Source organism: Acinetobacter sp. V89_7 (assembly GCF_029967895.1).
GTDB classification, from domain to species: Bacteria; Pseudomonadota; Gammaproteobacteria; order Pseudomonadales; family Moraxellaceae; genus Acinetobacter; species Acinetobacter soli.
Genome location: NZ_JASCAJ010000030.1, coordinates 43,376 through 68,966, shown reverse-complemented (window position 1 = coordinate 68,966; position 25,591 = coordinate 43,376). Strand labels below are relative to the sequence as shown.

Here is a 25,591-nt window from a genome sequence, read left to right as displayed (position 1 = left end):
TGTATTGTAGTTTTGAGCATTCTCAAAAAATACATTCACTTTACAGTGAAAAGTACATATAAAAAAATTGAACGAGCTTGTAAAAATTTCATCTAAGACGATGCTTGACCTGAAAGTGTAAAGTTAAGTATCTTTTTTGTGCTTTAAGTAAAATATTTCAAAATATTGCTTCTTTTTAGACCTTAGTAATATTGACTTGTAACAATAAAATACAGGATTATTAAGCGAAGCTACATTGAAGTAGTTTTTTTAGACAAAAGGGAACGTTTATTAACAATTTTTAAGAGATTGGCATTCTTTTTGTTATGTAAATCCCAAAAGTAAGTTTTACTTTTTTTTAATAATTAACGGAGTTATCGTGAATAAACTTAAAACTTTAGCCCTTAGCATGGGTACTATCGGGCTATCCTCTCTCGCCATTCCTGCTTACGCAGCGAGCAACACTGAAGTGGATGCTTTACGTAAAGAAGTCAATGAACTTAAACAGTTGGTTCAACAATTATCTACACAGCAAAAAGCTGCACCTGTCGTGATGGCTCCACCACCAGCTCCAGCGCCAATGGTTGCCGCAGCACCAGCACCGAAAGCACCAAGTAATGCAAAACCAGGCTGGTTCACGTTACCTGATGGTCAAACACAAGTTAAATTCTACGGCAGTATCCGTGCTGACTCAACTTATGACTTTGAAGGTACAAGTAGCGATACTACTAATATTAATAACCCTACAAACAAAGTACCATTAAACTCTGCTAATGCAACTCAGGATGCGCTTAACGTATCTGCTGCACCAACGCGAGTGGGTGTTGAGTTTTCGCGCCCAACAAGCTTAGGTGAATTAAACGGTAAAATTGAAGCCGACTTTGCCGGCGGTATTTCTGGTAATAGTTCACAAACAACCAACGGTAATGGTTCGCTGCGTGTTCGTCATGCTTACGTTTCTTTAGGTAAATGGTTGGCAGGTCAAACTACATCGCCATTTGTAAACGTTGATACAGCACCTGAGTCAGTTGACTTTAATGGTCCTATGGGTTACGGCTCTACACGTACGGTACAGGTACGTTACACTCAACCGATCGATGCCAATCAAAAAGTATTACTAGCATTAGAAGGTGGAGATGTAGATAACATTACTACAGGTAATACAACTGTTAACGCAGCCGGTGTAACATCTTCTGGCGGTAACCGCTTCCCAGCTCTAACTGCACGTTATGACTATAAAACTGCAGACAATAAATTCTTAGGTCAAGCTCACGCACTTTTACACGAAAACCGTATTTCAACTGATGACAGCAATGATGAAGAAAAGCTAGGTTGGGGTGTTGGTTTAGGTGCAAAATATAAAGTGACTGACGTAGACACTTTATTCGCTAACTACTACCACGTAAAAGGCGATAGCCGCTACTTAATCTATACAAATCCAGCATACGTTGCATCAAAGAATACTGACGGCAGCTTAAATATTGGTGAAAGTGAGTTTGATTCTGCACTTGTAGGCTATTCACGCACTTGGAATCCTAAGTGGAGATCAACAATTGCGGCCGGTGGGATCTGGTATAAAGATGACGGTGCATATGCTAACTTTGCTGCGACTACCGGCAGTAAAACTCTAAATAAAGATCTATACAACATTTTGATTAACTCATTCTACACACCTGTGAAGAATGTTGATTTAGGTGTTGAATATACTTATGGCCAACGTAAAACTTTCCTTGACCAAAAAGGCGACTACTCACGTCTTAACTTAATGGCGAAGTATAGCTTCTAATTTAAGTTAAACGAGTATCTAAAAAACCCTGCATATGCAGGGTTTTTTAATACGCTTTAAAACGAAACTATGAAGATAATTAAGTTACTTATAAAATAAGACGTATCATTGCAACTAAACTGTCTTTTGATCCATCTATCTCATGTTTACGTTATGAGCGCTTTAATACTCAAATCAAATCTCTTAACTACGCTTATATTTTTATTTATGTTTTGGCTAAGCGATCAAAAGCTGCAATCAAATTAAAGTTGCGAACAAAATTCTGTTTTAAGGTTGGCACAATTACTTTATAGATAAAAAACCCAGTCACTTGACTGGGCTTTTTTAATGCTTGTGCTTTAAGCAGATTAATGCATGGCTTGAATCTTGTCTAAGAATAATTTGGCACGTTCATGACGTGCATCAAGATTACCAAAGAACTCAGATGTTGGGCAATCTTCAAGAATCATGCCTTGATCCATGAAAATTAATCGGTTTGAAACTCTTTTCGCGAAGCCCATTTCGTGTGTCACACACATCATGGTCATCCCTTCGTTAGCGAGTTGAACCATTACATCTAACACCTCACCCACCATCTCTGGATCGAGTGCAGAAGTTGGCTCATCAAACAACATACAAATTGGGTCCATTGAAAGACCGCGTGCAATTGCAACACGTTGCTGCTGACCACCAGAAAGCTGACCTGGGAATTTATCCTTGTGTGCCAAAAGCCCCACTCGGTCTAAATATCCCAATCCCTTTTTGCGAGCTTCTTCTTTCGAGCGCTTTAAAACTTTGACTTGTGCGACAGTCAAATTTTCAAGCACAGTCATATGCGGAAATAACTCGAAATGCTGAAACACCATTCCCACACGCGAACGGAATTTTGCAAGATTGGTTTTCGGATCACGTAAAGAAGTACCATCAACAAAAATGTCGCCTTTTTGAATTGGCTCTAATGCATTCACGGTTTTGATTAATGTTGACTTACCCGAACCAGATGGTCCGCATACTACTACCACATCGCCTTTTTCAATACTGGTTGTACAGTCAGTGAGTACTTGGAAATCACCATACCATTTAGAGATATGTTGGATGTCTATCATTGGCATTTAAAATCTCCAATTAGCGAATAATGGCAATTTTTTGCTGTAATCGTTTTACAAGTCTTGAAAGCAAGAACGAACTACAGAAATAAACCACTGCTACAATTAAATAAAAGGTTGCTTTTGTTTCAGGACCATAAGTATTGGCAAGCGTGTCGGCACGACCTAAGAAGTCTGGTGCACTAATTACATAGACCAATGACACATCCTGAAAAAGAATAATGGTTTGGGTCAACAGTACAGGTAACATATTACGAAATGCTTGTGGTAACACCACATATTTCATCGATTGGCCGTACGTAAAACCGAGTGCATAACCTGCATTGACCTGTCCGCGCGAAACAGATTGAATACCTGAACGCACAATTTCCGAGAAAAACGCAGCTTCAAAAATTGCAAACGTAATGACACTCGAAAACAGTGGCCCCCAATACGTATCAGACTGGAATTCAAATACTTTTGGAAGTAAAAAGTAAAAGATAAAAATAACCTGAATCAGTGGAATACCACGAAATAGATCCACGTAGAATTTAGCAAAGTTACTTGCCACAACGTTATTCGACAGACGCATCATGGCCAAAGGTGTACCGATGATGATACCGCCTAGCATTGCAAGCACTGTAACGGTTAAGGTAAAAACAAAACCTTCTTTAAGTGCATTGATAACATCAGGAGATTGTAAAAGACTGAAATCCATGGTTATTTCCCTCCCGAACCTAGGCCAGGAACTGCCATACGTTTTTCAATCCACGCCATAATAAATTTGATGGTGTAAGTGATGATCAGGTATACAGGCGTTGAAAGAATCAAAATAATAATATCTTGAGACGTTTCTTCGCGCATGGTTTTGGTATAAGCGAAAAAATTGAGTACACTTAGCGCATATAGAACGGCTGAGTTTTTAAACACGTTCATTGCTTCAGACGTAATCGTCGGCCATACCGTACGATAAGCAACGGGTAAAATCACATAGCGATAACTTTGGCCTGTGGTAAAACCCATTGCAGATGCTGCAAATTTTTGGCCACGTGATACCGTGTTGATTCCGGCACGAATATGCTCTGATACACGCGCAGCAGTATATAAACCGAGTGCAAAAACACCAATAACCGCAGGATGATCATTCAGCAAGTTTTTCCACCATCCGCCGGCAACAACTTCTCCGCTCCCAGAGCTAAGTGTGGCTGGTAAAAGTTCAGGAAAAACGAAAGCCCAAAAGAAAAGTTGAACAATCAGTGGGATATTACGGAAAATCTCAACGTACGTATCACCAATCAAAGCCAATGGCTTATTAGGTAAGGTACGTATAATTCCAAGTAAAGAACCCAAAAAGAATGCGATAAAGAATGCAGCAATTGCAGTCCATATCATGGTTAAAACACCTGAACCTAACATTTGAAGCCATGTTGGTGCATCGGCGTATTGAGAATAACTTGAGCTGCCTATCGCTTTACAGACCGATTCCGCCCAAGCTGCTTTTTCGACACTAAATTCGTTCGATTCAGCACAGAATACAGTCCAGTTTAGTGAGCCGACTGACATAAATGCCCCTTTTTAAAATATTAAAAATACAGCATGCATACAGTACGCAAGTTACTGTATGCAAAATGGTTAGCTGCAAATCAAAAGAGTTTTAGGGCTTAAATGCCTTCATCAGTCGGATGTGCTTTCAATTTCTTGAAAGAAGCACTCTGTGCCATGTTCAGATTGGTATTTTTAGGTGGAATTGGAGACTGGAACCATTTTTTATAAAGTTTATCCATTTGACCTGATTTCCACATACCAGTTACGGTGCGATCCGCAACCGCTTTGAATTTCGGATCATCTTTTGCAATCATGATGCCATATGGCTCAGAAGATAATACAGGGCCAACAATTGCAAATTCTTTCGGGTTAGATGATTTTGCAATCAAACCAGCCAAAATATTGTCGTCCATCACAAATGCTGCTGCACGACCAGATGCCATCATTGAAAATGAGTCTGCGTGGTCTTTACCATAAATGTTTTGCACATTAATAGACTGACCTTTTTCATTCATTTTGATGTATTTGTCTGATGTTGTGCCTTGAGTGGTCACGACAGCTTTACCGTTCAGGTCAGCCAAGCTCTTAATACCTGAATTTGCTTTCACTGCCATACGCACTTCTGTTGCGTAGTAGTTTGTAGAGAATCCTACTTGCTGTTGGCGTTGTTTGGAGTTAGTGGTTGTACCACATTCCATGTCGATATTGCCTGCAAGAAGTTCTGGAATACGTGTAGACGATGTAACTGCTTTGTATTCGACTTTCAAATTCGGCATTTTAAGCTCTTTCTTGATGTCGTTTGCGAAAGCATTACAAATATCTACCGCATAACCCACTGGTTTACCTGCGACAACATAGGAAATAGGATCCGATGACTCACGGTGTCCAATAATAATTTTTCCACTGCTTTTAATTTTAGCCAAAGTATCCGCAGCTTGAACCTGAGTTGCCCCTCCAACTGTACAAATCATCAATGCCGATACAATTAGTGAGGTTGCAGAATGTTTCATAAAAACTCCTTGATTATATTTCGCTAAATTTTAAGAAAGCTGTATATTATTCAACCTACCTAAAAAATAGCTCTCCTTTCATTTAAAGCAATTATCAAGCCAACTTTTAATTGTTGCTTATCATCGACCGATTCCACTATTTTTACATGCTTTCTTATCCTAATTGAAAGCACTTCATACAGTTTTTCGCTAGACTTTAGTCTTAGCTTTGATTGCTTTAGATTATTTTAACGCCAAAATCTTTTTTTTAAAGTTTTATTTTCAAAAAAACGTGATTTAAATCACATTAAATTAAATTATTTGCATCTTTTTAGTGCCAGCAACATTCTGCATGCATCATTTTGAATCTATGCATTTTTTGCATATAAAGTGAACGAAATATCTAAAAAACAATCATCACCAAATAAAATAATGAAAATAAATTTCATTCATTGTTAATTAAAACTTATTAATTGCTAAAAAATTAGATTATGACTACGCAGGTATTTGAATACAAAAACATTATTGATTTTGTATTCAAACATTTAAATCTTTAATTTATTTGAAATTCGTTATTTTTGATGTGCCCTTTTGGATTGGCATTACATACCACGCCAATCCACTCTGGCATTTCGTTCGGTTTCGTAAATTCGCTGTACATATTGCCCCAAAGGCAAACTTAGCAGGTAGGTTTTGTAGGTATCGAGTTCGGGCGAATGAAATTCAGTATTTTCCACTTCCCAAGGTGTGCCATTTGGATGCAGTAAAGGGGCCAAAATGGCACATACCGCTATATCAGCTAATCCAAGACGATCACCTACCATATAGCGTCCGTAGTTTTCGACTAAACGATCATTAAGTAGTAGTACAAGCTCATCTAGACGCGCCTTAGACTGGGCAACTTTATCTTGTTCGAGTTCGTAACTTTTTTTGACCAGCGTCTTAAGAATTGGTTTTGAAAATTTTTCAAATTGTCGCAAGTAGCCCTGCTCGCCCATCATGATTTCAATCGGTTCATCACTGTAAGACAACGCATGTGCCAATGACCAACGGCGAACATGAATCCCAAGCTCGTCAGCAAGTTGATCAATTTCTAAGGCTGCGCGTCGTTGTGCAGGATCTTTTCTCAGCAAGGAATGTTCAGGGTAAGTATCGTCAAGATAAAGTGCAATCGGAGTCGATTGAGCAATCCATCTTGCATCATCTTTTAGAATGGGTAACTTATTTTGACCTGTTTTTAACTGTGCGAACGCACGATGAAAACCAGGAATCAAATTATGAGCAACATAATCAAGCTCTTTGTGATCCAGTAACCAGCGAGCTTTCTCACAGTAATGAGACAAAGGGAACTGGTATAAAACCCGCATAAAAACTCCAAATTATTTTTTTAGTCAACCAAATGTAAAAAACATTGTTTTGCCTTGTTACTTTAGAATTAAGCGCGCTTTAAAACAATGTACTTTTTGTGCCAAATCTCTGTCTAAATCACCTATTGCCGCGATATGAAAACTATGAATTTTTATTCAAAGCATATGAAGTAGATCGATAAAAATAGATATTTAAGATGTAATTTAATAGATGAATTAATATAAGCAATTGAATTTAAAAAATTTGTTAAATATGAAAAAGTGATTTTCTTAGCTGAAATAAAATTTAGCATTTTTATCGATTAGTTTTGACAAATACATCGTTTAGAAAAGCACAGAATTTTACCTAAAGTATTGATATCAAATAAGGGTATCAATATGTCTGAGTTAAGTTCGTCATCTAAACGCTCGGTTCACATTCTTAAAAACGACCAACAAGCATTAAACGCGGCCTATCAAGTTGCTGATGAAGCACTTGTAAACCGAAACATACGAGATCAACAACGTATTTTGCCGTATGAGGCAATTGAACACTTGAGTCAAAAAGGCCTTGGCGGTATTCGAATTCCTAAACGTTATGGTGGTGCTTTTGTATCAAATAAAACTTTAGCTCAGGTGTTTCGTATTTTAAGTAAAGCCGATTCTAATGTTGGCCAAATCCCACAAAATCAAATCAGCCTGTTAAATTTAATTGATTTAATGGGAAATGAAGAACAAAAAAAACGTGTATTTGGCGAAATACTGGCAGGTAAACGCCTCGCCAACGGCGGGCCTGAGCGCCAGAGTAAAGACAGTAAAACCGTTCATACGACGCTCATACAAAATGGAGAAGTTTGGGTCTTAAACGGCGAAAAATTTTATTCTACGGGTAGCATTTTTGCAGATTGGCTGGCAATTAAAGCCCTTCACCCAGAAGGTCATGTGGTTTTGGTATTGGTTGATCGCTTTACAAATGGGATCGAAATTGAAGATGACTGGAATGGATTTGGTCAGCGTACTACCGCAAGTGGCACGATAAAACTCAATCAAGTACACATCGATCCTGCACTTATTTTTGATGAGCGTTTATTGACACAAGCTCCAAATTATAGAGGTGCCTATTCGCAACTGATGCAAGTCGCAATCGATGTCGGAATTGCTGAAGCTGCATTTACTGATCTTATATCAGCGGTAAAAAAAGCGCGCCCAGTTATCGATGCCAATGTTGAAAAAGCCAGTTTAGAACATTTCACCATTCAGGAAACAGGCAAGCTTCAAGTCTTACTTGATGCCGCGATAGCATTACTTGATGATGCTGCCGAGTATCTGGATGAACTGGATTCACAATTCGAAGTGACGGATGCACAGGCTGCCCGCGCCTCTATTTTGGTGGCAGAAGCCAAAGTCTATGCCAATGATGCAGCACTAACTATCTCTGAAAAATTACTCGAACTTGGTGGTAGTCGTGCCAGTTTAAGTCAGCACAATTTAGATCAGCACTGGCGCAATGCCCGTGTACATACGCTGCATGATCCTGTGCGCTGGAAAATCCATGCGATTGGCAACTATTACCTCAATGGCGTCTTCCCTGCACGTCATGCATGGATTTAAGGAGAGCTTCATGACATCTTATCAAGCAATCGCATCTTTTAATTCATCAAACTCCACACAGGCACATATTATCCGAGACGATGCCGAGGCACTTTCAATTGCCACCACATTGAGTGAGCGTTTTAAAGAAAAAAGTGTGCAACGTGATGCCGAGCGGATTTTGCCTTTTGAGGAAATTGAGCAATTTAGTCAGTCTGGCCTTTGGGCAATTACCGTACCAAAACGCTTTGGCGGTGCAGATGTTTCTAGCCTGACAGTGGCAAAAATCATTGCACTGTTTAGTAGCGTTGACGGCTCGATTGGACAGATTCCTCAAAATCACTTCTATGCCCTTGAGGTACTTCGTAATACTGGTACCGAGCAACAAAAGCAGAAGCTCTATAAAGAAGTATTGCAAGGCGCACGTTTTGGCAATGCACTTGCAGAATTTAAACCCAGAACAGCGGCTCAGAAACATACAACGATTACAGCCACCGAGAATGGTTATTTGATTCAGGGTGAAAAGTTCTATTGCACAGGCAGTTTATTTGCACATCGCATTCCAACTTTGGTCATAGATGCGCATGGTCGCGAATATTTGGCTTTTGTAAAACGTGAAAGTCAGGGATTGAGCCTTGTTGATAACTGGAGTGGCTTTGGACAACGTGTGACAGGCAGTGGTGCGGTAAAATTTGATCGTGTTTTTGTTGCTCATGACGATGTTATTCCCTTTGATGTAGCCTTTGATCACCCGACACTGGTTGGCCCTTTTGCACAAATCATGCATGCCGCGATTGAAGTCGGAATTGCCCGTGCCGCGTTCGAAGAAACGCTAAAGCGCGTTCATCAAGCCCGTCCTTGGATTGATTCAAATGTTGATAACGCGGCTCAGGACCCACTCACCATTTACGATGTTGGACGTATTGCAATTGATGTAAGAGCAAGTGAAGTCTTACTCAAACGTGCAGCTCAATCAATCGATACGGCACGTTTAGACACCACAGCAGAGCATGTTGCATTAGCTTCATTGGCGGTTGCGAAGGTCAGAGCGCATAGTACTGAAACCGCACTTAAAGCCAGTTCGAAACTGATCGAACTTGCAGGGAGTCGTGGTAGTCAGCGTCAAGATGGACTCGACCGTTTTTGGCGTAATGCACGGGTACACACGCTACATGATGCTGCGCGCTGGAAATACTTTTTTATTGGCAATTATGCATTGAATCAAATTTTTCCTCCACGACGAGGGACATTGTAATGACAAATAAAACACACAAACACATTTTACTGAATGCTTTTGACATGAACAGTGTCGGCCATATCAATCATGGTTTATGGACTCATCCGCGTGATCAGTCGCATCGATTTAATGAGCTGAGTTACTGGACAGAACTGGCACAAACACTCGAACGCGGATTATTTGATGGCTTATTTATAGCCGACATCACAGGGGTGTATGATGTTTATCAAAACAATATCGATCTCACGTTAAGAGAATCAATTCAGCTCCCCAGCCACGACCCAACGACGTTGGTCTCGGCAATGGCAGCCGTCACACAACATTTAGGCTTTGGGGTTACGGTGAATTTGAGCTACGAAACGCCCTATCAGTTTGCACGGCGCTTTGCTTCACTCGACCATCTCACGCAAGGGCGTATTGGCTGGAATATTGTTACAGGCTATCTTGATAGTGCGCAACGCTTAATTGGGCAGTCTGCGCTTAAAGATCACGATCTGCGCTACGATCAGGCAGAAGAGTTTTTAGCACTCTGTTACAAATACTGGGAAGGCTCTTGGGAGTCCGATGCACTGCTCAAGGACAAACAACATCGGGTTTTTACAGATCCACACAAGGTACATTCGATTCATCACTCTGGGCGGTTTTATCAAAGTGAAGGTGTATTTCAAGTTGCACCTTCGGTGCAGCGCACGCCAGTGTTGTTTCAAGCAGGCGCCTCTTCAAGAGGAATGGCCTTTGCAACTGCTCATGCCGAATGCATTTTTATTGGTGGCGACCAACCCGACAAGATCAAACAAAATGTCGATAAAATTCGTGAGCGCGCCAAACAGCATGGGCGCCATCCAGACGATATCAAGATTTTTGTCGGCATTACCGTGGTCACTGCCGAAACAACGGCTGAAGCACAAGATAAACTGGCGGAGTATCGTCGCTATGCTTCTCCCGAAGCTGGGCTTGCCCATTATGCAAGTTCGGTCGGTATCGACCTATCGAAATATGCCGATCATGAGGTGGTTCCCTATCAAAAAAGTAACAGCATCGCTTCGGTAAATGAAAAATTTAAAACCCAACAAATCACCATTCAGGATTTAAAAGATCAACACGTTTTAGGTGGGCGTTACCCACTGATTGTTGGCAGTGGTGAAGACGTGGCAAAGCGACTGATTGAGCTGGTCGATCAAACCGGCGTAGATGGATTCAATTTAACGCGTACCGTCGCACCAGAGTCACATCATGACTTTATTCAATACGTGATTCCTGAGCTGCAACAACGAGGCCGTTTTAAAACTGCATATAACGAAGGCTCGTTACGTCAAAAAATTTCAGGACACGGCGATTTGCTTCCATCGACGCATCCCGTCGAGCAATATCGATGTTCACCTTCTACACATTCATTCAATTTAAATCAACACGAAAAAATTACAGCATAATTCTTGGAGTCTTCGATGGCACAGTCATCTTCATCAAAAAAACTCATTATTCTTGGGGCATTATTTGTTGTTTTAATTATTGGACTTGTAATCTGGAATCAGAATAGACAAAGTCAGCATCAAGAGTTAGTGATCGGTATTAGCCCTCCTTTTGCTCACCCGCTGCAAGCGGCAGCCAAAGAAGCTGAAAAACAAGGGATTCATGTCAAGCTGGTCGAGTTTTCCGACTGGAATACGCCAAACATCACTTTAAATAATGGCGACATTGATGCCAATTTCTTTCAACATCAGCCTTTTCTAAGCAATGCAATTAAAGAAGGTGGTTATAAACTCAAAGCTTTTGGTGTTGGCGCAGCATCTCACGTCGGATTATATTCAAAAAAATATAAGTCACTGGATGAACTACCGCAAAATGCACGTGTAGTGGTTCCGAATGATCCAGTCAATCAAGGGCGTGCTTTGCTCTTACTGCAACAAGCCAAACTGATTCAGCTTAAAGATCCAAACAATTACTTGTCTAAACTAAGTGATATCACAGTTAATCCAAAAAATCTGAAATTTATTGAAGTTGAAGGTCCTCAAACTGCACGTGCAATTGATGATGTCGACTTGGCATTTGGCTATCCACACTATCTGCGTTTGGCTAAAACAGCCGATCCAAATAGTGCCCTATTTTTAGACGACACAACCAATAAACGTTATGCCATCTTGTTTGTAGTCCGAGATGATTATGAAGATAAAGACGGTAAGCTGAAAAAATTTATTGAGATTTATCAAAATTCACCGGCGGTAAAAGCAGCCATTGATGAAGACATTGGACCAAAACTTTGGTTCCCAGGTTGGGTCTAGGAGGTTAATCATGGTTAGTTTTGGATCACAGGTCGATTTCTCACCGCCACATATTCAGATTCGTGCACTCAATAAAACCTATACATCGAATGGCCAGACTGTGCAGGCGCTTAAAGCCATTGATCTGGATATTCCACAAGGCAAAATTTTAGGCGTGATTGGAAAAAGTGGTGCTGGAAAATCATCTTTGTTACGCACGCTAAATGGACTAGAAACACCAAGTTCTGGCTCTATTAAAATTCATCAAGATGAATTAACCACACTTGACCACGCACAGCTCATTCATCTGCGTCAGAAAATTGGCATGATTTTTCAGCATTTTAATCTGATGTCGGCTAAAACGGTGTGGGACAACGTCGCGTTACCGCTTAAAATTGCAGGTCTAGATAAAGCAGAAATTCAACGCCGCGTCGATGAAGTTTTGGGCTTGGTCGATTTGGCACATAAAGCCGGGCAATATCCATCACAGCTTTCCGGTGGGCAAAAGCAGCGTGTCGGGATTGCCCGAGCGCTGGTGCATCATCCTGAAATTTTACTCTGTGATGAAGCCACATCGGCGTTAGATCCCGAAAGTACCGCCACTGTTCTCTCCTTGTTAAAAAAGATTAATCGGGATTTAGGCATTACGGTGGTGCTGATCACGCATGAAATGCAGGTCATTCGTGAAATTTGTGATCAAGTGGTGGTTATAGATCAAGGGGAAATTGTAGAGTCTGGTTTAGTCTGGTCAGTTTTTTCAAATCCAAAGCAAAAAATCACTCAAGAACTGCTGAATCTTGAACAACTCAATTTACCTTTTACGCTTTATGAAGCGCCACAAGATCACTTAACGCATCGAATCATTAAAGTTCGTTATCAAACCGATCTTAAGCATCCCCCAAACTTAACAGATTTACTGAGATTACTCGGGTCACATACTTCTTTATACCAGAGCCATGTCGATACTGTTCAGGATCACTTAATTGGTACATTAATTTTAGCCATACCAGAGCAAGCTTTTGATGCGCAGGTACTAAAACAACTGTCTCATTTTGTTTTTGATGTGGAGGTGATTGGCTATGCACAACCAACTTCTTGATTTATTGCTTACAGGTACACTGGATACCTTACTGATGGTAGGCGTATCCGCTTTACTGGCATTTTTGATTGGTTTACCACTCGCCGTTTTACTGGTGATGACCTCTGAACATGGGATCTATCCTTCTATTAAAATTAATCAGCCCATTGGCTGGGTCATTAATATTACCCGCTCTATTCCGTTTTTAATTTTAATGGTGGCGCTCATTCCAGTAACCCGCTGGATTGTCGGTACCAGTTATGGTGTGTGGGCGGCTGTTGTTCCACTTACACTAGCTGCAATCCCCTTCTTTGCGCGCATTTCCGAGGTCAGTTTGCGCGAGGTCGATCAGGGCCTGATTGAAGCTGCACAGGCCATCGGCTGTAATCGCAAACAGATCATCTGGCATGTACTCCTACCAGAAGCCATGCCTGGCATCGTGGCGGGTTTTACCGTTACTGTGGTTACCATGATTAATTCTTCGGCAATTGCAGGTGCAATTGGTGCAGGTGGTTTAGGCGATATCGCTTATCGTTATGGCTATCAGCGTTTTGATCTGACCATTATGTTTGCCGTTATTTTAGTTTTGATTGTATTGGTGATGCTAATACAAGCCACAGGTGATGCGCTTTCCAACCAGCTCGATAAACGCAAAATCTAAACTTCTTTATGATTCACACTTCGCCATGACCTGACTTTGTCATGGCTTTCATGTAAAATCAGCCTCAATTTTTACATTACACTTTTTGTGAGTCATTTCATGGGTTTTAATTGCGGTATTGTGGGTCTACCAAACGTCGGTAAATCAACGCTTTTTAATGCATTGACCAAAGCAGCGATTGCAGCAGAAAACTTCCCGTTCTGTACCATCGAACCAAACACCGGGATTGTTCCTGTTCCAGATGCACGCCTAGATAAACTTGCAGAAATTGTAAAACCACAACGTATTATTCCAACTACAATGGAGTTTGTGGATATTGCTGGTTTGGTTGCGGGCGCATCGAAAGGTGAAGGCTTGGGTAACCAGTTTTTGGCAAATATTCGTGAAACTGATGCAATTGCGCACGTGGTACGTTGTTTTGAAGATGAAAACGTCATTCACGTGAATGGTAAAATCGATCCGCTAGACGATATTGCCACCATCAACACCGAACTTGCACTTGCAGATTTAGACACTGTAGCAAAAGCTTTGCTACGTTTGACCAAAGTTGCAAAAAGTGGTGATAAAGAAGCACTTGCAACTAAAGCCGTGCTAGAAAAAATTCAGCCATTGTTAGATGAAGGCAAGCCAGCACGCGCAGCGGACTTAAGCGATGATGAGCGTAAATTGATTCGTGGCTTTGGTTTGATGACCTTAAAACCAACCATGTATATTGCGAACGTTGCTGAAGATGGCTTTGAAAATAACCCGCATCTTGATGCCGTTAAAAAATTAGCAGCAGAAGAAAATGCGATTGTCGTGCCGCTATGCAATCAGATTGAAGCCGAAATTTCATTGCTAGAAGATGAAGACCGTGCCGAATTTTTAGAAGCTATGGGAATGGAAGAACCAGGCCTGAATGTTGTAATTCGTGCAGGTTATGCCCTACTTGGTTTACAAACCTACTTCACTGCCGGTGTACAAGAAGTACGTGCATGGACCGTAAAAGTAGGTGCGACTGCACCTCAAGCAGCCGGTGTGATTCATACCGACTTCGAAAAAGGTTTTATTCGTGCAGAATGTGTTGCCTATAACGACTTTGTTCAGTACAACGGCGAAGCAGGTGCCAAAGAAGCGGGTAAATGGCGTCTTGAAGGTAAAACCTATGTTGTTCAAGACGGTGATGTGCTGCATTTCCGTTTTAACGTATAAAATATTCGTTCAAAAAAGGCCAGCTCATGCTGGCCTTTTTTAAATTTACAAACATTTATTAAATAATAATTACAATGATAATCATTATCAATATATTTACATATTCTAATCCATCGCCTAAACTCACATGGAAAGAACGACTTAAAATATCTCAAAGGACAACACTCCATGGCCTATAGCTTACCTGCACTGAATTATGCCTATGACGCACTTGAACCGCATATCGATGCCAAAACAATGCAGATTCATCACACCAAGCATCATCAAACTTATATCAATAATATCAACGCTGCGATTGAAGGCACTGAATGGGAAAAACTGTCAGTTGAAGATTTGGTTGCAAAGGTGCATGAGGTGCCAAGCGATTTAAAACATACCGTGATCAATAATGCTGGCGGTCATGCCAACCACAGTCTGTTTTGGACGATCATGAGCCCTCAAGGTGGTGGTGAACCCCATGGCCCTGTGTCCGATGCAATACGACAACAATTAGGTGGCTTTGATGCATTTAAAGAAGCTTTTACCAAAGCCGCGTTATCTCGCTTTGGTAGTGGTTGGGCATGGCTCAGTGTGACACCACAAAAAACGCTGGTGGTTGAAAGCAGCGCCAATCAGGACTCACCACTCATGCATGGCAACACGCCTATTTTGGGTCTTGATGTTTGGGAACACGCTTACTATTTACAGTATCAAAATCGTCGCCCTGAATATATCGCGGCATTTTATCAAGTGATTGATTGGGATGAAGTCAATCATCGCTATCAGGATACATTGAAATAAGGAGTTAACTCATTTGTACACAACAACAGGTCTGTATGAAATGCCCCTTTTTCATGTGTTTCGATTGCTGCTTGGTATTTTGATTTTAATCACAGGACTGATAATTTTAATTCTTCGTTTAGTATGAGTGATTGATCCTCTGTGCTGGATTGCGATTTGTTTTATGCTGCTTCAAAATGCAATAAAACATCATGCAGTCCAGCTTTTATAGCTTCAATTTAAAAGAAGGCGTAATAGAATAGCTTAGCTATGCAAATTTTCATGATGCATGATGCTGGAGTGCTGCAATTTCCTGCATTAAAAAATCTACAAATATACGGATTTTTGCAGACATGTGCCGATTTTGTGGATACAAAATAGAAAAGCGACGAGTCCTAGGCGTTAAAGTGGTAAGTACCTCAACCAATTCGCCGCGCTCAACTGCTGGTTGTGCGATAAAGTGATAAATCTGAAACAAACCACCTCCTGCTTTTGCCCATGTCAAACACCCCATAACATCATCATAAACCCGTCGATGACTTTTAAAGCCGTAATTGAAATCATTGCCGTGGCTATCTTTAAAAATCCATGGCATGGTGCGGCCTGTACTGGGCAGAATAAACTGAATGCACTGATGCTGATCAAGCGCTGCAACCGTTTTAGGTTCCGCATATTGATGTAAATATTCAGGAGCAGCAAAAACGCCCAAGGTTGCATCTTCAAGCGTACGCGCAATGAGTCGGGAGTCTTTGGGAATACCCAAACGAATGGCCAGATCAAAACCTTCTTCCACAAAATCGATGACTCGATTGGAGATATTTAGCTCAATTTCAATTTGTGGATATTTTACCTGAAATTTAGGCAGCAGAGGCAGAAGCCGATAATGAGCATACGGTGTTCCAACACTAATCCTTAATGTACCACTTGGACTGTGCTGATCGCCTGTAATCATGCGCTCTACTTCTGAAATTTGCTCCAGTGCCTGCTGACAGTGTTGATAATAAAGCTCCCCTTCACACGTTAGCTTAATACTACGTGTAGTTCGCGCAAAAAGGCGCACACCGAGCCTTGCTTCCAAGCGTCCGATAGAACGGCTGACTGAAGCCGGTGTAATGCCCAAACCTTCTGCCGCAGCGGTAAAACTTCCCAGCTCTGCCGCTTTACAGAACAATTCTATACTGGCCAATTGGACCGAATCAAAATGTCGCATTTATTCTCTGATGTAACAAATAAATTACCATTCGGTTAATTTATCTTTATTTATCACTCTAATAAAGTTGCAGTTACAAAAGATGCCTGATTTAAGGCTGAAATAACTGCAACGTATTTGGTTAGTGAGAAAACATGTTTCTGTCACGTTTATTTCGTATTTTTGCCTTGTTGCTGATGGGTGCGGCATCATTCACGCACGCCGCATCTAAAGGTGAAGTTCTGGTGTTACTCTCGAGTGAAACCGAGCTTCCACTACAAGGAAAGAAATCGTTTCCGTCGGGTTATTATGTCAATGAGTTTGGTGTGCCAGCCGATGCCCTCATCAAAGCAGGATACACCCTGACAATTGTCACCCCAAAAGGTAATGTACCCAAGCCAGACGTCCGCTCGATTGATCCGCTCTATTTTGGAAAAAATCGCAATGAAATGCTGCGAATCAAAAAATTGACTGAACAATTGACTCAAGCGCAGAACGTACGTTCATTACAAGATGTGATGCAACAAGGGCTTGATCGCTATTCAGCTATTTTTATTCCGGGTGGACATGCACCACTCATTGACCTAGCGAATAATCCGATGGTGGGTACCACCCTGCAACACTTTCATCGCAAAGGCAAACCAACCGCAGCGATTTGTCATGGCCCGATTACCCTATTAGCTGCGCAAAAAGATCCTAAGGCATTTGAACAGTCACTGATCCAAAATCAAAAAATGAATGCTGAGGGTTGGATCTATCATGGTTATCAAATGACCATTTTCTCGAATGAAGAAGAACACGTGTTTGAAAACTCACTTCACGGCGACAAATTACGTTATTACCCAGCCAACGCGATGAAAAAAGCAGGCGGCAATATGCAGTTTGCCAAGGCATGGCAACCACATGTTGTGATTGACCGTGAACTGATTACGGGTCAAAACCCATATTCAGACCATGCGCTCGCCCAAGCGTTACTTAAAGCACTTGCTACTCAAACCCAACACTTAACTAAAATCTAGAGGAATTTCCATGCAAAATTTCACATTTTACAACCCAACAAAAATTGTATTTGGTCAAAATTCTGTCGAACAGCTTGAGACGTTAATTGCTTCCGACGCGCGCATCATGATGATTTATGGCGGACAAAGTGCGGAAAAAACAGGAACACTCAAAGAAATTCGTGATGTGTTAGGGCACCGTATTGTAAAGGAATTTGGTGGTGTAGAACCAAATCCACGCTATGAAACACTTATGCGCGCAGTAGAGCTAATCAAAAGCAACGATATTGATTATTTGCTTGCTGTGGGTGGCGGTTCTGTCATTGATGGTACCAAATTTATCGCAGCGGCAGCCTTGTACACGGGCGAACCATGGAACATCCTTAAAAATCAGGGTGCCGACGTAGAACAAGCACTGGCATTTGGTTGTGTACTGACGCTACCGGCTACTGGTTCTGAAATGAATGCGGGCGCTGTAATCACCCGCGGTGAAACTCAAGACAAACTGTTTTTTAACAGTACCTATGTATTTCCACAGTTCTCAATTCTTGATCCGCTTAAAACCTATACTTTGCCAGAGCGTCAATTGGCCAATGGTGTAGTCGATGCCTTTACCCATGTCATGGAGCAATATCTGACTTATCCAGCAGGCGGTTATATTCAGGATCGAATGGCCGAAGGATTGTTACAAACCCTGATTGAAATTGGCCCACGTGTTTTAAGCGCTGAAAAAGACGATGAAGCACGCGCTAATTTAATGTGGGTAGCAACCCTTGCACTGAATGGTCTAATCGGTGCAGGTGTCCCACAAGACTGGTCGACACATATGATTGGTCATGAACTCACCGCACTGTACGAGATTGACCATGCACGTACACTTGCCGTGGTGTTGCCAGCAAACCTAAGTGTAAGACGCGAAAGTAAAGCGGCCAAGTTACTGCAATATGCAGAACGTGTATGGCAGATCCGTGAAGGATCAGAGCAAGCGCGTATTGATGCTGCCATTGAGCAAACCAAAGCATTTTTTAAAGCAATGGGAATTCCAACTCAACTTGGCGATTATGACTTAGGTCATGAAGCAATCGACAAGGTTGTGGCTCAACTTGAGCATCATGGTATGACCGCTTTGGGCGAACACAGTGATGTGACTTTGGCAATCAGTCGTCAAATTCTTGAAAAAGCACTCTAATGGAGTGCTATCTACTCCCATGAGAATTTTAATGAATGATAGTCACTACTTAAGACCGAGGAAAATCACATGAAAGCATTAGTTTTAACTCAAGTCGGAACGCCTTACACGCTGCATGTCGAAACCGATATCGAGATACCCGAACCCGCTGCTGGTGAAGTTCGTATCAAAGTGATGAGTTCGAGTATTAATCCGGTCGACTACAAGTTTGCCAAAAACGGTACAACTCTTCAGTTACCCCATATTTTGGGAATTGATGCTGCTGGTATTGTCGATGCTGTAGGGCATGACGTCACCACTTGGAAAAAAGGCGACCGAGTCATCAGTCTAACCAATTTATGGCGCTGGGGTGGTTTTGCAGAATATGTCGTGGTTGATGCAAATAGTATCAGTGCAATACCGAAACAGCTTGATTTTAATGCGGCCGCGACTATTCCATGTGCCGGTATTACCGCTTGGCAAGCGTTATATCGTAAGGCACCACTTCATGCAGGTCAGCGAATTTTGGTGAATGGTGCGGGTGGCGGTGTCGGTGGTTTCGTTGTGCAACTGGCTAAGCTCATGGGTCTGGAAGTGTATGCTACTGCCTCTAGCGAACCAGAACGCATCAAAGCACTTGGTGCCGACCACATCATCAATTACAAACAAGACAATATTGTTGAACGTATTCATGTGCTTACTCAAGGTCGTGGTGTGGATGCGGTGATTGATTTGATTTCATCTGAAACCTCTCAACAACTTGCAACTGTGCTGCGTCATAATGGACATTTGATTTCGGTATCAGGACGGATTGATCAGAATCCAATTCCTTCTTTTACCAAAGCGATTTCAATTCATGAAGTGGCTTTAGGTTTTGCCTATCAACACGGCGATGATGAAAATCTACGTGATATTGCTGCTGGTGGTGAATTCTTAGCTACCCTTATGGCAAATGGCAAACTCGACCCGATGATTCAAAACGTGATCACATTGGATGAGTTGGAAAATGGTTTGCATCAGGCCGAGCACGGCAAAACACAAGGCAAAGTAGTGATCGAAATTGCCAAAGCAAGCTGATGGTCATTGATAGTAAACTACGTTCATGTAGCGAACACGTTCGCTACATGAACGTATGTAATTTATGTATAAGCGAACTTTTTGACAAACAAATATAAAGTATTTGAAAGCCAACTTCACATCAAACGTGATGAAGCTTAACCTGATATTAAAAGCAAAATTAAGACAAATAAACAACAAGAAAACTTATCTTTTGATCAACAAATTTTTAATTTAATTATGAATAAAACAGATTAAGCTCAAAAACAGGCACTAACGCCCCATGAATAGAAGATATACAATGAAAAAGATTTCAACGGTACTGCTTGCGGCTTCTTTCGCGATGTTAAGTGCCACCGCTTTTGCTTGTCCTAAAGGCACTGAATTACAAGGCGGAACTGGCCCACACCATAAAGGTGGAAAATGTGTAGCAGTTAGCGGTAAAAAAATGGCCGCGAAAACCGACAAGAAAATGATGGCTGAAAAAAGCAAACCAATGACAACGGCAATGCCTGCTAAAACTGAACCAGCAAAAACCAAATCTTAATCAACACATTGAATATAAAAAAGCGAGATCAACTCGCTTTTTTATTTATATCGTTTATCGCTTCGGATCTGTATTACCCAATGCAGGATTAGCTATCGCATCTTTACATTGTGCTTTGTCTCGCTCGTAATCAGCTTGTCGCTGCGCAAGTGTGGAGCTACCCGTGATCACTTCACGTGACCATGTATCCAGTGAAGTCAGTGCTTTGCGACATAAAGCATACTTGCCCTCTGTAACTGAGTCAGTCATTTTGACATTAATACGCCAATCGGTACTAAGCTTACGCAATGGCTTTCTTACCTGCTCTTCAATCTCATCTTTTTTGCCATCATAAACAATAGGATCGATTTGATTGATCAGCTTCCACGCTTCATTTGCATAGGTTGTTGCATCATTGGTCAATTTTGGTGCAGCTTTAATTTCAACTTTTTCTTTTGAACCCGATGTATGGTCTTGGCTACAACCAGACACAACCAGTCCAAATAAAACACATGAAATCAAACCAGAAGTTTTAAGCGTTGAGATCATTATCCACGATTATCCATCTGAACATTCGGCTCTATGCTAGTGAATTCAGCGATAATACTCAATCATTGATTTTTTATTTGCAATTACATACGCTTGCAAGGCAAGCTAAGACCTTATAAGGTTTAAAAATCAATATGTGATCAATCATTTAGCTGAATTAAAACAAGGTCTTTTTATTTTTATGTCTCAAATTAAAATCTATGCTCTAGCAGATACAATCGATAAATATCGATCTCAATTATCAAAAGCTATACATGACGCACTTGTCGAAGCACTGCAATATCCTGTTGAAAAATGCTTCCAACGCTTTATTAAAATGCAAAAAGAAGATTTTATTTATCCCTCAGATCGAAGCGATCTATATGTCATCATTGAAATTTCGATGTTTAGCGGGCGCAGTGTTGAAAGTAAAAAACAACTGATCAATAAAATTTTTAAGAACATTGAATCTGAGAGTGGAATCTCCCCACAGGATATTGAAATCACTATTTTTGAGACACCACAAGAAAACTGGGGGATTCGAGGAAAAACTGCTGATGAACTGAAATTAAATTATCAAGTAAACGTCTGAACTATTTTTTAATTTAGTGTTGAATTTGCTCATTTTATTAGATTATTTATTAGACAACAAAAGTCACTAATTTATGTGAATCAAGGCGTCAATCCAGTAAAAGTTCTGTTATGCTTAAAAGCCCTACTTCTTGCATGGATGATTCGCATGAGCGTCACAATTGGTACTCCCCTTCAATCTTCTGCATTTAAAGTGTTACTGTTAGGTTCGGGAGAACTTGGTAAAGAGGTTGTGATTTCATTACAGCGTCTTGGTGTCGAAGTTCATGCGGCAGATCGTTATGATCATGCACCAGCAATGCAAGTAGCGCATTATTCTTATACGCTCAATATGGCCGATCCGGTCGAACTTAAAAAACTCATCGAAGACGTTAAACCGCATTTGATCGTGCCTGAAATTGAAGCAATTGCCACTAAAGTATTGCTTGAAATTGAGCGTAATCAAATTGCAACCGTTATTCCATCGGCTAAAGCAGTCAACCTGACCATGAACCGTGAAGGCATTCGACGCTTGGCTGCTGAAGAATTAGGTTTACCAACCTCAGCCTACCGCTTTGCCGAATCTTTAGAAAGCTTCAGGGCAGCCTGCGATGACATTGGTTATCCAAATTTTGTTAAACCTGTCATGTCGTCCTCTGGTAAAGGTCAATCACGAGTTAAGAGCTTTGAAGAAGTCGATGCTGCATGGGAATATGCACAAACCGGTGGTCGGGTAAATCAGGGCAAAGTGATTGTAGAATCTCAAATTGATTTTGATTTTGAAATTACCCTACTCACCGTACGTGCCAAAAACCCTCAAACAGACCAAATCGAAACACATTTCTGTGACCCGATTGGGCATCGCCAAGACGCAGGTGATTATGTTGAAAGCTGGCAACCACAACCAATGACAGATGCGGCGCTAGCAGAATCTAAACGCATTGCAAATAAAGTCACCACAGCACTTGGCGGTTGCGGTATTTTCGGTGTTGAGCTGTTTGTCAAAGGTGATCATGTCTGGTTTAGCGAAGTATCACCACGTCCACACGATACCGGGCTGGTTACGCTTGCTTCACAATTTCAAAGCGAATTTGAATTACATGCGCGTGCCATTTTAGGGCTGCCTGTAAACACAGCGCGCCACAGCGTAGCGGCCAGTGCCGTGATTTATGCAGGTACAGATGCAAATAATTTAAGTTTTGATCAACTCAATACAGCACTGTCGCATCCAGATACGGATTTGCGCCTCTTTGGTAAACCAGAAGGCTTTAAACGTCGTCGTATGGGTGTTGTCACTGCACGCGCTGAAACGACTGACGCAGCTCGCACATTGGCACAGCAAGCAGCCGATCAGGTTCATGTTGTACTTCCTGAATAATCATTCAATTTAATATGAGTCCTTTTTTATGATTATTACTTCACCGCTGCTGGATTATGTCACCAGTCATCACGATATCAAGGCAATTAATCAATGGCGTGCAGATGTCGAACAGCAGATTCAGGAGTATTATGAAAATGGACACTCCATTCGTGATGTCGTCATTGCACGATCTAATCTGATTGATGAAGCCCTGATATTTTTGTGGAAACATGCCGGGCTTGATCAATCACGTTTGGGGCTTTTTGCAGTGGGTGGCTATGGCCGAAAGGAAATGCTGCCCTACTCCGATGTCGACATCATGATTTTGGCAGAAGATGAAATTGATCCAGAGCTAGAAAAACAGATCTCGACATTTATTTCATCGCTTTGGGATGTAGGAAATTTTAAACCCGGCACCAGCGTTCGTACTATTCAAAACTGCGTTGAACAGGCCACCAATGATCTGACCGTTGCAACCACGCTGATTGAAGCGCGACTTATTACCGGCAATCCAGATTTAGCTAAATGGCCCCGCCGAATTGTTTCACAAACCTGGACCGACAAAACCTTCTTCGATGCCAAAATGGCAGAGCAAGCAAAACGGCACGCCCAGCACAATAACACCGAAAGCAACCTTGAGCCTGATATTAAAAATGCACCTGGTGGCATTCGCGATATGAATCAAATTGGATGGATCGCAAAACGCCATTTCCGTGTGAATCGGATCTATGATTTGGTGCATTTAGGCTTTATTACCGAGTACGAACTCAAGATTCTTGAGGAAGCAGAAAGCTTTTTATGGGAAATTCGTCATCACTTGCACCGACTCAGCAAACGTGATGAAAACCGGCTACTGTTTGATCATCAGCGTGAAATTGCAGCCAAATTTGGATATACCCGCCTTGACGGTCAGCCAGCCAACTATGCGGTTGAACAATTTATGAAGCGGTACTACCGCACTGCCCAGCAAATTTCTACACTCAATGAAATGCTATTGGCTTATTTTAATGAATCAGTCATTACGCCTCGACTTCCTAATTACGAGCGTAAAATCGAAGAAATTAATGAAAACTTTAAGCTCGTAGACAAAAAACTTGCCGTTCAGCATCATAAAGTTTTTTCTGAGAATCCGAGTGCTATTTTAGAGCTTTTCTATTTGCTAGCCAATCGTCCAGAAATTGAAGGAATTCGTGCGCGAACCTTGCGCTTATTAATTATGGCCGCAAAGCGTATTGATCAAGAATTTCGAGACAATCCAGCGCATCAAGCCCTATTTATGGCCATTATCCGCTCGCCATACCGCCTATACGACACACTGGTCGATATGAAACGTTATGGAATTTTGGGTAATTATATTCCTGCGTTTGGTCAAATCATGGGCCTCATGCAGTACGATCTATTTCATATCTATACGGTCGATGCGCATACTTTATTGTTGATTCGTAATCTTAATCGATTCAAAGAAACTGAATTTGCACAACACTTTCCAGTGGTAAGCTCCGTATTCCAGCGTTTGGCACGTCGTGATATTGTCTATCTGGCTGCTATTTTTCACGATATCGCCAAGGGCCGCGGCGGTGATCATAGTGAATTGGGTGCAGAAGATGCGATCGAATTTTGCCGAGCGCATGGTTTCACCGAACGTGAATGCAAACTGGTCGCATGGTTGATTCAAAACCACTTGTTAATGTCGCTCACTGCACAGAAAAAAGATATTTCAGATCCAGATGTCATCAAAGAGTTTGCTGAAAAACTCGGTGACATGGAACATCTTGACTACTTATATACACTTACCGTCGCTGATATTAATGCCACCAATCCAAAGCTTTGGAATACTTGGCGCGCCTCATTAATGCGTCAGTTATACACGTATTCACGTGATGTGATTCGTTCAGGTTTGGGCCGCCCAGTCGACTATCAAATGCTGATTGAAGACACCAAGTTTACTGCGAGTGAAATACTGGTCAATGAGTTTTCACTTGATGCAGTCGAACGGGTCTGGCAAGAGCTTGGTGATGAATACTTCCTCAAAGAGTCAGCAGATGAAATCGCGTGGCATACGCGTGCTATTTTGCTTCACGGCGATAACTCCGCACCACTGGTGTTGCTTCGTGCACACCGCCAATCTGCACAAGACGCGGTACAAATCTTTATTTATACACAAGATAAGCCTAACCTTTTTGCCACCACTGTGGCGGTGTTAGATCGTATGAATCTGGATGTACAAGATGCACGGATTATTACTGCCACCAAAGCATTTAGTTTAGATACTTACTTGGTCTTAGATCGTTTTGGCACCCTGCTCACCGATCCAGACCGGGAGCACACTGTAAAATCGGCTTTGGTGCAGGCACTGAGTCAATCTGATAAATATCCTGGACTAATGCAGCGCCGTATTCCGCGTCAATTGCGCCATTTTGACATTGAAAATACAGTAGATGTCACACTCAATGAAGCACTGCAACAAAATATGGTGGAAATCTCAACGCTTGACCAGCCGGGCTTATTGGCTCGTGTAGGTGGCTTGTTTATGATGCAAGGACTAGATATTCATTCAGCAAAGATTGCGACACTGGGTGAGCGCGCTGAGGATATTTTCTTTGTCACCAAAAAAGATGGCCAACCGATGACCACCGATGAAGCCACTCTGTTTGCAGCGCAACTAAAATCTGCACTAGATGAGGCTTCGAGCCAAATCGCGATTCAACATTAA

Annotated in this window: 23 protein-coding genes; 16 read left to right on the top strand and 7 right to left on the bottom strand. The window is 41.6% G+C overall.

Annotated elements, in window-relative coordinates:
• The first annotated feature begins 358 nt into the window (after positions 1-358).
• A complete protein-coding gene (locus tag QLG00_RS10205) occupies positions 359-1,765 on the top strand; it encodes a DcaP family trimeric outer membrane transporter (protein ID WP_282470915.1) in 1,407 nt (468 codons plus the stop codon).
• 347 nt (positions 1,766-2,112) lie between these two features.
• Here the strand turns inward: QLG00_RS10205 and QLG00_RS10200 are convergent, their stop codons facing one another.
• From QLG00_RS10200 to QLG00_RS10180, 5 genes are all read right to left on the bottom strand, one after another.
• Positions 2,113-2,856 (bottom strand): amino acid ABC transporter ATP-binding protein, encoded by a 744-nt coding sequence (locus QLG00_RS10200; protein WP_004937114.1) that lies wholly within the window; start codon positions 2,854-2,856, stop codon positions 2,113-2,115.
• 13 nt (positions 2,857-2,869) lie between these two features.
• Complete coding sequence (locus tag QLG00_RS10195; RefSeq protein ID WP_004937112.1) at positions 2,870-3,547, bottom strand: amino acid ABC transporter permease; 678 nt, start codon at positions 3,545-3,547, stop codon at positions 2,870-2,872.
• Positions 3,548-3,549: 2 nt separating this feature from the next.
• On the bottom strand, positions 3,550-4,392 hold the full coding sequence (locus QLG00_RS10190; protein ID WP_004937110.1) for an amino acid ABC transporter permease: 843 nt from the start codon (positions 4,390-4,392) through the stop codon (positions 3,550-3,552).
• Positions 4,393-4,490: 98 nt separating this feature from the next.
• On the bottom strand, positions 4,491-5,384 hold the full coding sequence (locus QLG00_RS10185; RefSeq protein WP_004937109.1) for a transporter substrate-binding domain-containing protein: 894 nt from the start codon (positions 5,382-5,384) through the stop codon (positions 4,491-4,493).
• A gap of 581 nt (positions 5,385-5,965) precedes the next feature.
• The gene (locus tag QLG00_RS10180) at positions 5,966-6,730 is read right to left on the bottom strand and encodes a glutathione S-transferase family protein (RefSeq protein ID WP_048766597.1); all 765 of its coding nucleotides are present in this window, start codon (positions 6,728-6,730) and stop codon (positions 5,966-5,968) included.
• A 378-nt stretch (positions 6,731-7,108) separates the two neighbouring features.
• On the opposite strand from QLG00_RS10180, the gene QLG00_RS10175 reads away from it, so the two are divergent.
• The 8 genes from QLG00_RS10175 to QLG00_RS10140 all read left to right on the top strand — a co-directional run bounded on the left by QLG00_RS10175 (position 7,109) and on the right by QLG00_RS10140 (position 15,504).
• Positions 7,109-8,320, top strand: a complete 1,212-nt coding sequence (locus QLG00_RS10175; protein WP_025095957.1) for an SfnB family sulfur acquisition oxidoreductase — start codon at positions 7,109-7,111, stop codon at positions 8,318-8,320.
• A gap of 10 nt (positions 8,321-8,330) precedes the next feature.
• The gene (locus QLG00_RS10170) at positions 8,331-9,554 is read left to right on the top strand and encodes an SfnB family sulfur acquisition oxidoreductase (RefSeq protein WP_282470914.1); all 1,224 of its coding nucleotides are present in this window, start codon (positions 8,331-8,333) and stop codon (positions 9,552-9,554) included.
• The gene (locus QLG00_RS10165) at positions 9,554-10,966 is read left to right on the top strand and encodes an LLM class flavin-dependent oxidoreductase (RefSeq protein ID WP_208477657.1); all 1,413 of its coding nucleotides are present in this window, start codon (positions 9,554-9,556) and stop codon (positions 10,964-10,966) included. Before QLG00_RS10170 ends, QLG00_RS10165 begins: the two co-directional genes overlap by 1 nt.
• A gap of 15 nt (positions 10,967-10,981) precedes the next feature.
• Positions 10,982-11,815 carry a MetQ/NlpA family ABC transporter substrate-binding protein gene (locus QLG00_RS10160; RefSeq protein ID WP_282470913.1) on the top strand — a complete coding sequence of 278 codons (834 nt, stop codon included), beginning with the start codon at positions 10,982-10,984 and terminating at the stop codon, positions 11,813-11,815.
• Positions 11,816-11,825: 10 nt separating this feature from the next.
• Positions 11,826-12,893 carry an ATP-binding cassette domain-containing protein gene (locus tag QLG00_RS10155; RefSeq protein ID WP_282470912.1) on the top strand — a complete coding sequence of 356 codons (1,068 nt, stop codon included), beginning with the start codon at positions 11,826-11,828 and terminating at the stop codon, positions 12,891-12,893.
• Positions 12,874-13,533 carry a methionine ABC transporter permease gene (locus QLG00_RS10150; protein ID WP_004937092.1) on the top strand — a complete coding sequence of 220 codons (660 nt, stop codon included), beginning with the start codon at positions 12,874-12,876 and terminating at the stop codon, positions 13,531-13,533. Before QLG00_RS10155 ends, QLG00_RS10150 begins: the two co-directional genes overlap by 20 nt.
• 99 nt (positions 13,534-13,632) lie before the next feature.
• On the top strand, positions 13,633-14,724 hold the full coding sequence (gene ychF / locus QLG00_RS10145) for a redox-regulated ATPase YchF (RefSeq protein WP_004937090.1): 1,092 nt from the start codon (positions 13,633-13,635) through the stop codon (positions 14,722-14,724).
• Between the two features lie 168 nt (positions 14,725-14,892).
• Positions 14,893-15,504 carry a superoxide dismutase gene (locus QLG00_RS10140; protein ID WP_025095952.1) on the top strand — a complete coding sequence of 204 codons (612 nt, stop codon included), beginning with the start codon at positions 14,893-14,895 and terminating at the stop codon, positions 15,502-15,504.
• A gap of 259 nt (positions 15,505-15,763) precedes the next feature.
• Here QLG00_RS10140 and QLG00_RS10135 read toward each other — a convergent pair whose 3' ends face one another.
• Positions 15,764-16,693, bottom strand: coding sequence for a LysR family transcriptional regulator (locus QLG00_RS10135; protein ID WP_282470911.1), 930 nt, complete (start codon positions 16,691-16,693; stop codon positions 15,764-15,766).
• Positions 16,694-16,827: 134 nt separating this feature from the next.
• On the opposite strand from QLG00_RS10135, the gene QLG00_RS10130 reads away from it, so the two are divergent.
• The 4 genes from QLG00_RS10130 to QLG00_RS10115 all read left to right on the top strand — a co-directional run bounded on the left by QLG00_RS10130 (position 16,828) and on the right by QLG00_RS10115 (position 20,441).
• Positions 16,828-17,691, top strand: a complete 864-nt coding sequence (locus QLG00_RS10130; RefSeq protein ID WP_282470910.1) for a type 1 glutamine amidotransferase domain-containing protein — start codon at positions 16,828-16,830, stop codon at positions 17,689-17,691.
• A 10-nt stretch (positions 17,692-17,701) separates the two neighbouring features.
• Positions 17,702-18,859, top strand: coding sequence for an iron-containing alcohol dehydrogenase (locus tag QLG00_RS10125; RefSeq protein ID WP_104124369.1), 1,158 nt, complete (start codon positions 17,702-17,704; stop codon positions 18,857-18,859).
• Between the two features lie 69 nt (positions 18,860-18,928).
• Positions 18,929-19,915 carry a zinc-binding dehydrogenase gene (locus QLG00_RS10120; protein WP_282470909.1) on the top strand — a complete coding sequence of 329 codons (987 nt, stop codon included), beginning with the start codon at positions 18,929-18,931 and terminating at the stop codon, positions 19,913-19,915.
• Positions 19,916-20,195: 280 nt separating this feature from the next.
• A complete protein-coding gene (locus QLG00_RS10115) occupies positions 20,196-20,441 on the top strand; it encodes a hypothetical protein (RefSeq protein ID WP_171063730.1) in 246 nt (81 codons plus the stop codon).
• Positions 20,442-20,495: 54 nt separating this feature from the next.
• On the opposite strand, the gene QLG00_RS10110 is transcribed toward QLG00_RS10115, so the two are convergent.
• The gene (locus tag QLG00_RS10110; RefSeq protein ID WP_004937076.1) at positions 20,496-20,969 is read right to left on the bottom strand and encodes a hypothetical protein; all 474 of its coding nucleotides are present in this window, start codon (positions 20,967-20,969) and stop codon (positions 20,496-20,498) included.
• A 181-nt stretch (positions 20,970-21,150) separates the two neighbouring features.
• Between QLG00_RS10110 and QLG00_RS10105 the strand changes: the two genes are divergently transcribed.
• The 3 genes from QLG00_RS10105 to glnD all read left to right on the top strand — a co-directional run bounded on the left by QLG00_RS10105 (position 21,151) and on the right by glnD (position 25,591).
• Positions 21,151-21,540, top strand: coding sequence for a tautomerase family protein (locus tag QLG00_RS10105; RefSeq protein ID WP_004937075.1), 390 nt, complete (start codon positions 21,151-21,153; stop codon positions 21,538-21,540).
• 138 nt (positions 21,541-21,678) lie between these two features.
• Entirely contained in the window at positions 21,679-22,896 is a 1,218-nt protein-coding gene (purT, locus tag QLG00_RS10100; RefSeq protein WP_282471026.1) for a formate-dependent phosphoribosylglycinamide formyltransferase, read from the top strand.
• Between the two features lie 28 nt (positions 22,897-22,924).
• Positions 22,925-25,591: a [protein-PII] uridylyltransferase gene (glnD, locus tag QLG00_RS10095; protein ID WP_025095944.1), complete on the top strand. Its 2,667-nt coding sequence runs from the start codon at positions 22,925-22,927 to the stop codon at positions 25,589-25,591.

Coding starts and splice junctions, on each gene's coding strand:
- glnD (WP_025095944.1), top strand. CDS start 22,925: ATGATTATTACTTCACCGCTGCTGGATTATGTCACCAGTCATCACGAT.
- QLG00_RS10200 (WP_004937114.1), bottom strand. CDS start 2,856: ATGCCAATGATAGACATCCAACATATCTCTAAATGGTATGGTGATTTC.
- QLG00_RS10125 (WP_104124369.1), top strand. CDS start 17,702: ATGCAAAATTTCACATTTTACAACCCAACAAAAATTGTATTTGGTCAA.
- QLG00_RS10130 (WP_282470910.1), top strand. CDS start 16,828: ATGTTTCTGTCACGTTTATTTCGTATTTTTGCCTTGTTGCTGATGGGT.
- QLG00_RS10190 (WP_004937110.1), bottom strand. CDS start 4,392: ATGTCAGTCGGCTCACTAAACTGGACTGTATTCTGTGCTGAATCGAAC.
- QLG00_RS10175 (WP_025095957.1), top strand. CDS start 7,109: ATGTCTGAGTTAAGTTCGTCATCTAAACGCTCGGTTCACATTCTTAAA.
- ychF (WP_004937090.1), top strand. CDS start 13,633: ATGGGTTTTAATTGCGGTATTGTGGGTCTACCAAACGTCGGTAAATCA.
- QLG00_RS10110 (WP_004937076.1), bottom strand. CDS start 20,969: ATGATCTCAACGCTTAAAACTTCTGGTTTGATTTCATGTGTTTTATTT.
- QLG00_RS10195 (WP_004937112.1), bottom strand. CDS start 3,547: ATGGATTTCAGTCTTTTACAATCTCCTGATGTTATCAATGCACTTAAA.
- QLG00_RS10150 (WP_004937092.1), top strand. CDS start 12,874: ATGCACAACCAACTTCTTGATTTATTGCTTACAGGTACACTGGATACC.
- QLG00_RS10115 (WP_171063730.1), top strand. CDS start 20,196: ATGAAAAAGATTTCAACGGTACTGCTTGCGGCTTCTTTCGCGATGTTA.
- QLG00_RS10135 (WP_282470911.1), bottom strand. CDS start 16,693: ATGCGACATTTTGATTCGGTCCAATTGGCCAGTATAGAATTGTTCTGT.
- QLG00_RS10185 (WP_004937109.1), bottom strand. CDS start 5,384: ATGAAACATTCTGCAACCTCACTAATTGTATCGGCATTGATGATTTGT.
- QLG00_RS10140 (WP_025095952.1), top strand. CDS start 14,893: ATGGCCTATAGCTTACCTGCACTGAATTATGCCTATGACGCACTTGAA.
- purT (WP_282471026.1), top strand. CDS start 21,679: ATGATTCGCATGAGCGTCACAATTGGTACTCCCCTTCAATCTTCTGCA.
- QLG00_RS10120 (WP_282470909.1), top strand. CDS start 18,929: ATGAAAGCATTAGTTTTAACTCAAGTCGGAACGCCTTACACGCTGCAT.
- QLG00_RS10165 (WP_208477657.1), top strand. CDS start 9,554: ATGACAAATAAAACACACAAACACATTTTACTGAATGCTTTTGACATG.
- QLG00_RS10170 (WP_282470914.1), top strand. CDS start 8,331: ATGACATCTTATCAAGCAATCGCATCTTTTAATTCATCAAACTCCACA.
- QLG00_RS10105 (WP_004937075.1), top strand. CDS start 21,151: ATGTCTCAAATTAAAATCTATGCTCTAGCAGATACAATCGATAAATAT.
- QLG00_RS10180 (WP_048766597.1), bottom strand. CDS start 6,730: ATGCGGGTTTTATACCAGTTCCCTTTGTCTCATTACTGTGAGAAAGCT.
- QLG00_RS10155 (WP_282470912.1), top strand. CDS start 11,826: ATGGTTAGTTTTGGATCACAGGTCGATTTCTCACCGCCACATATTCAG.
- QLG00_RS10160 (WP_282470913.1), top strand. CDS start 10,982: ATGGCACAGTCATCTTCATCAAAAAAACTCATTATTCTTGGGGCATTA.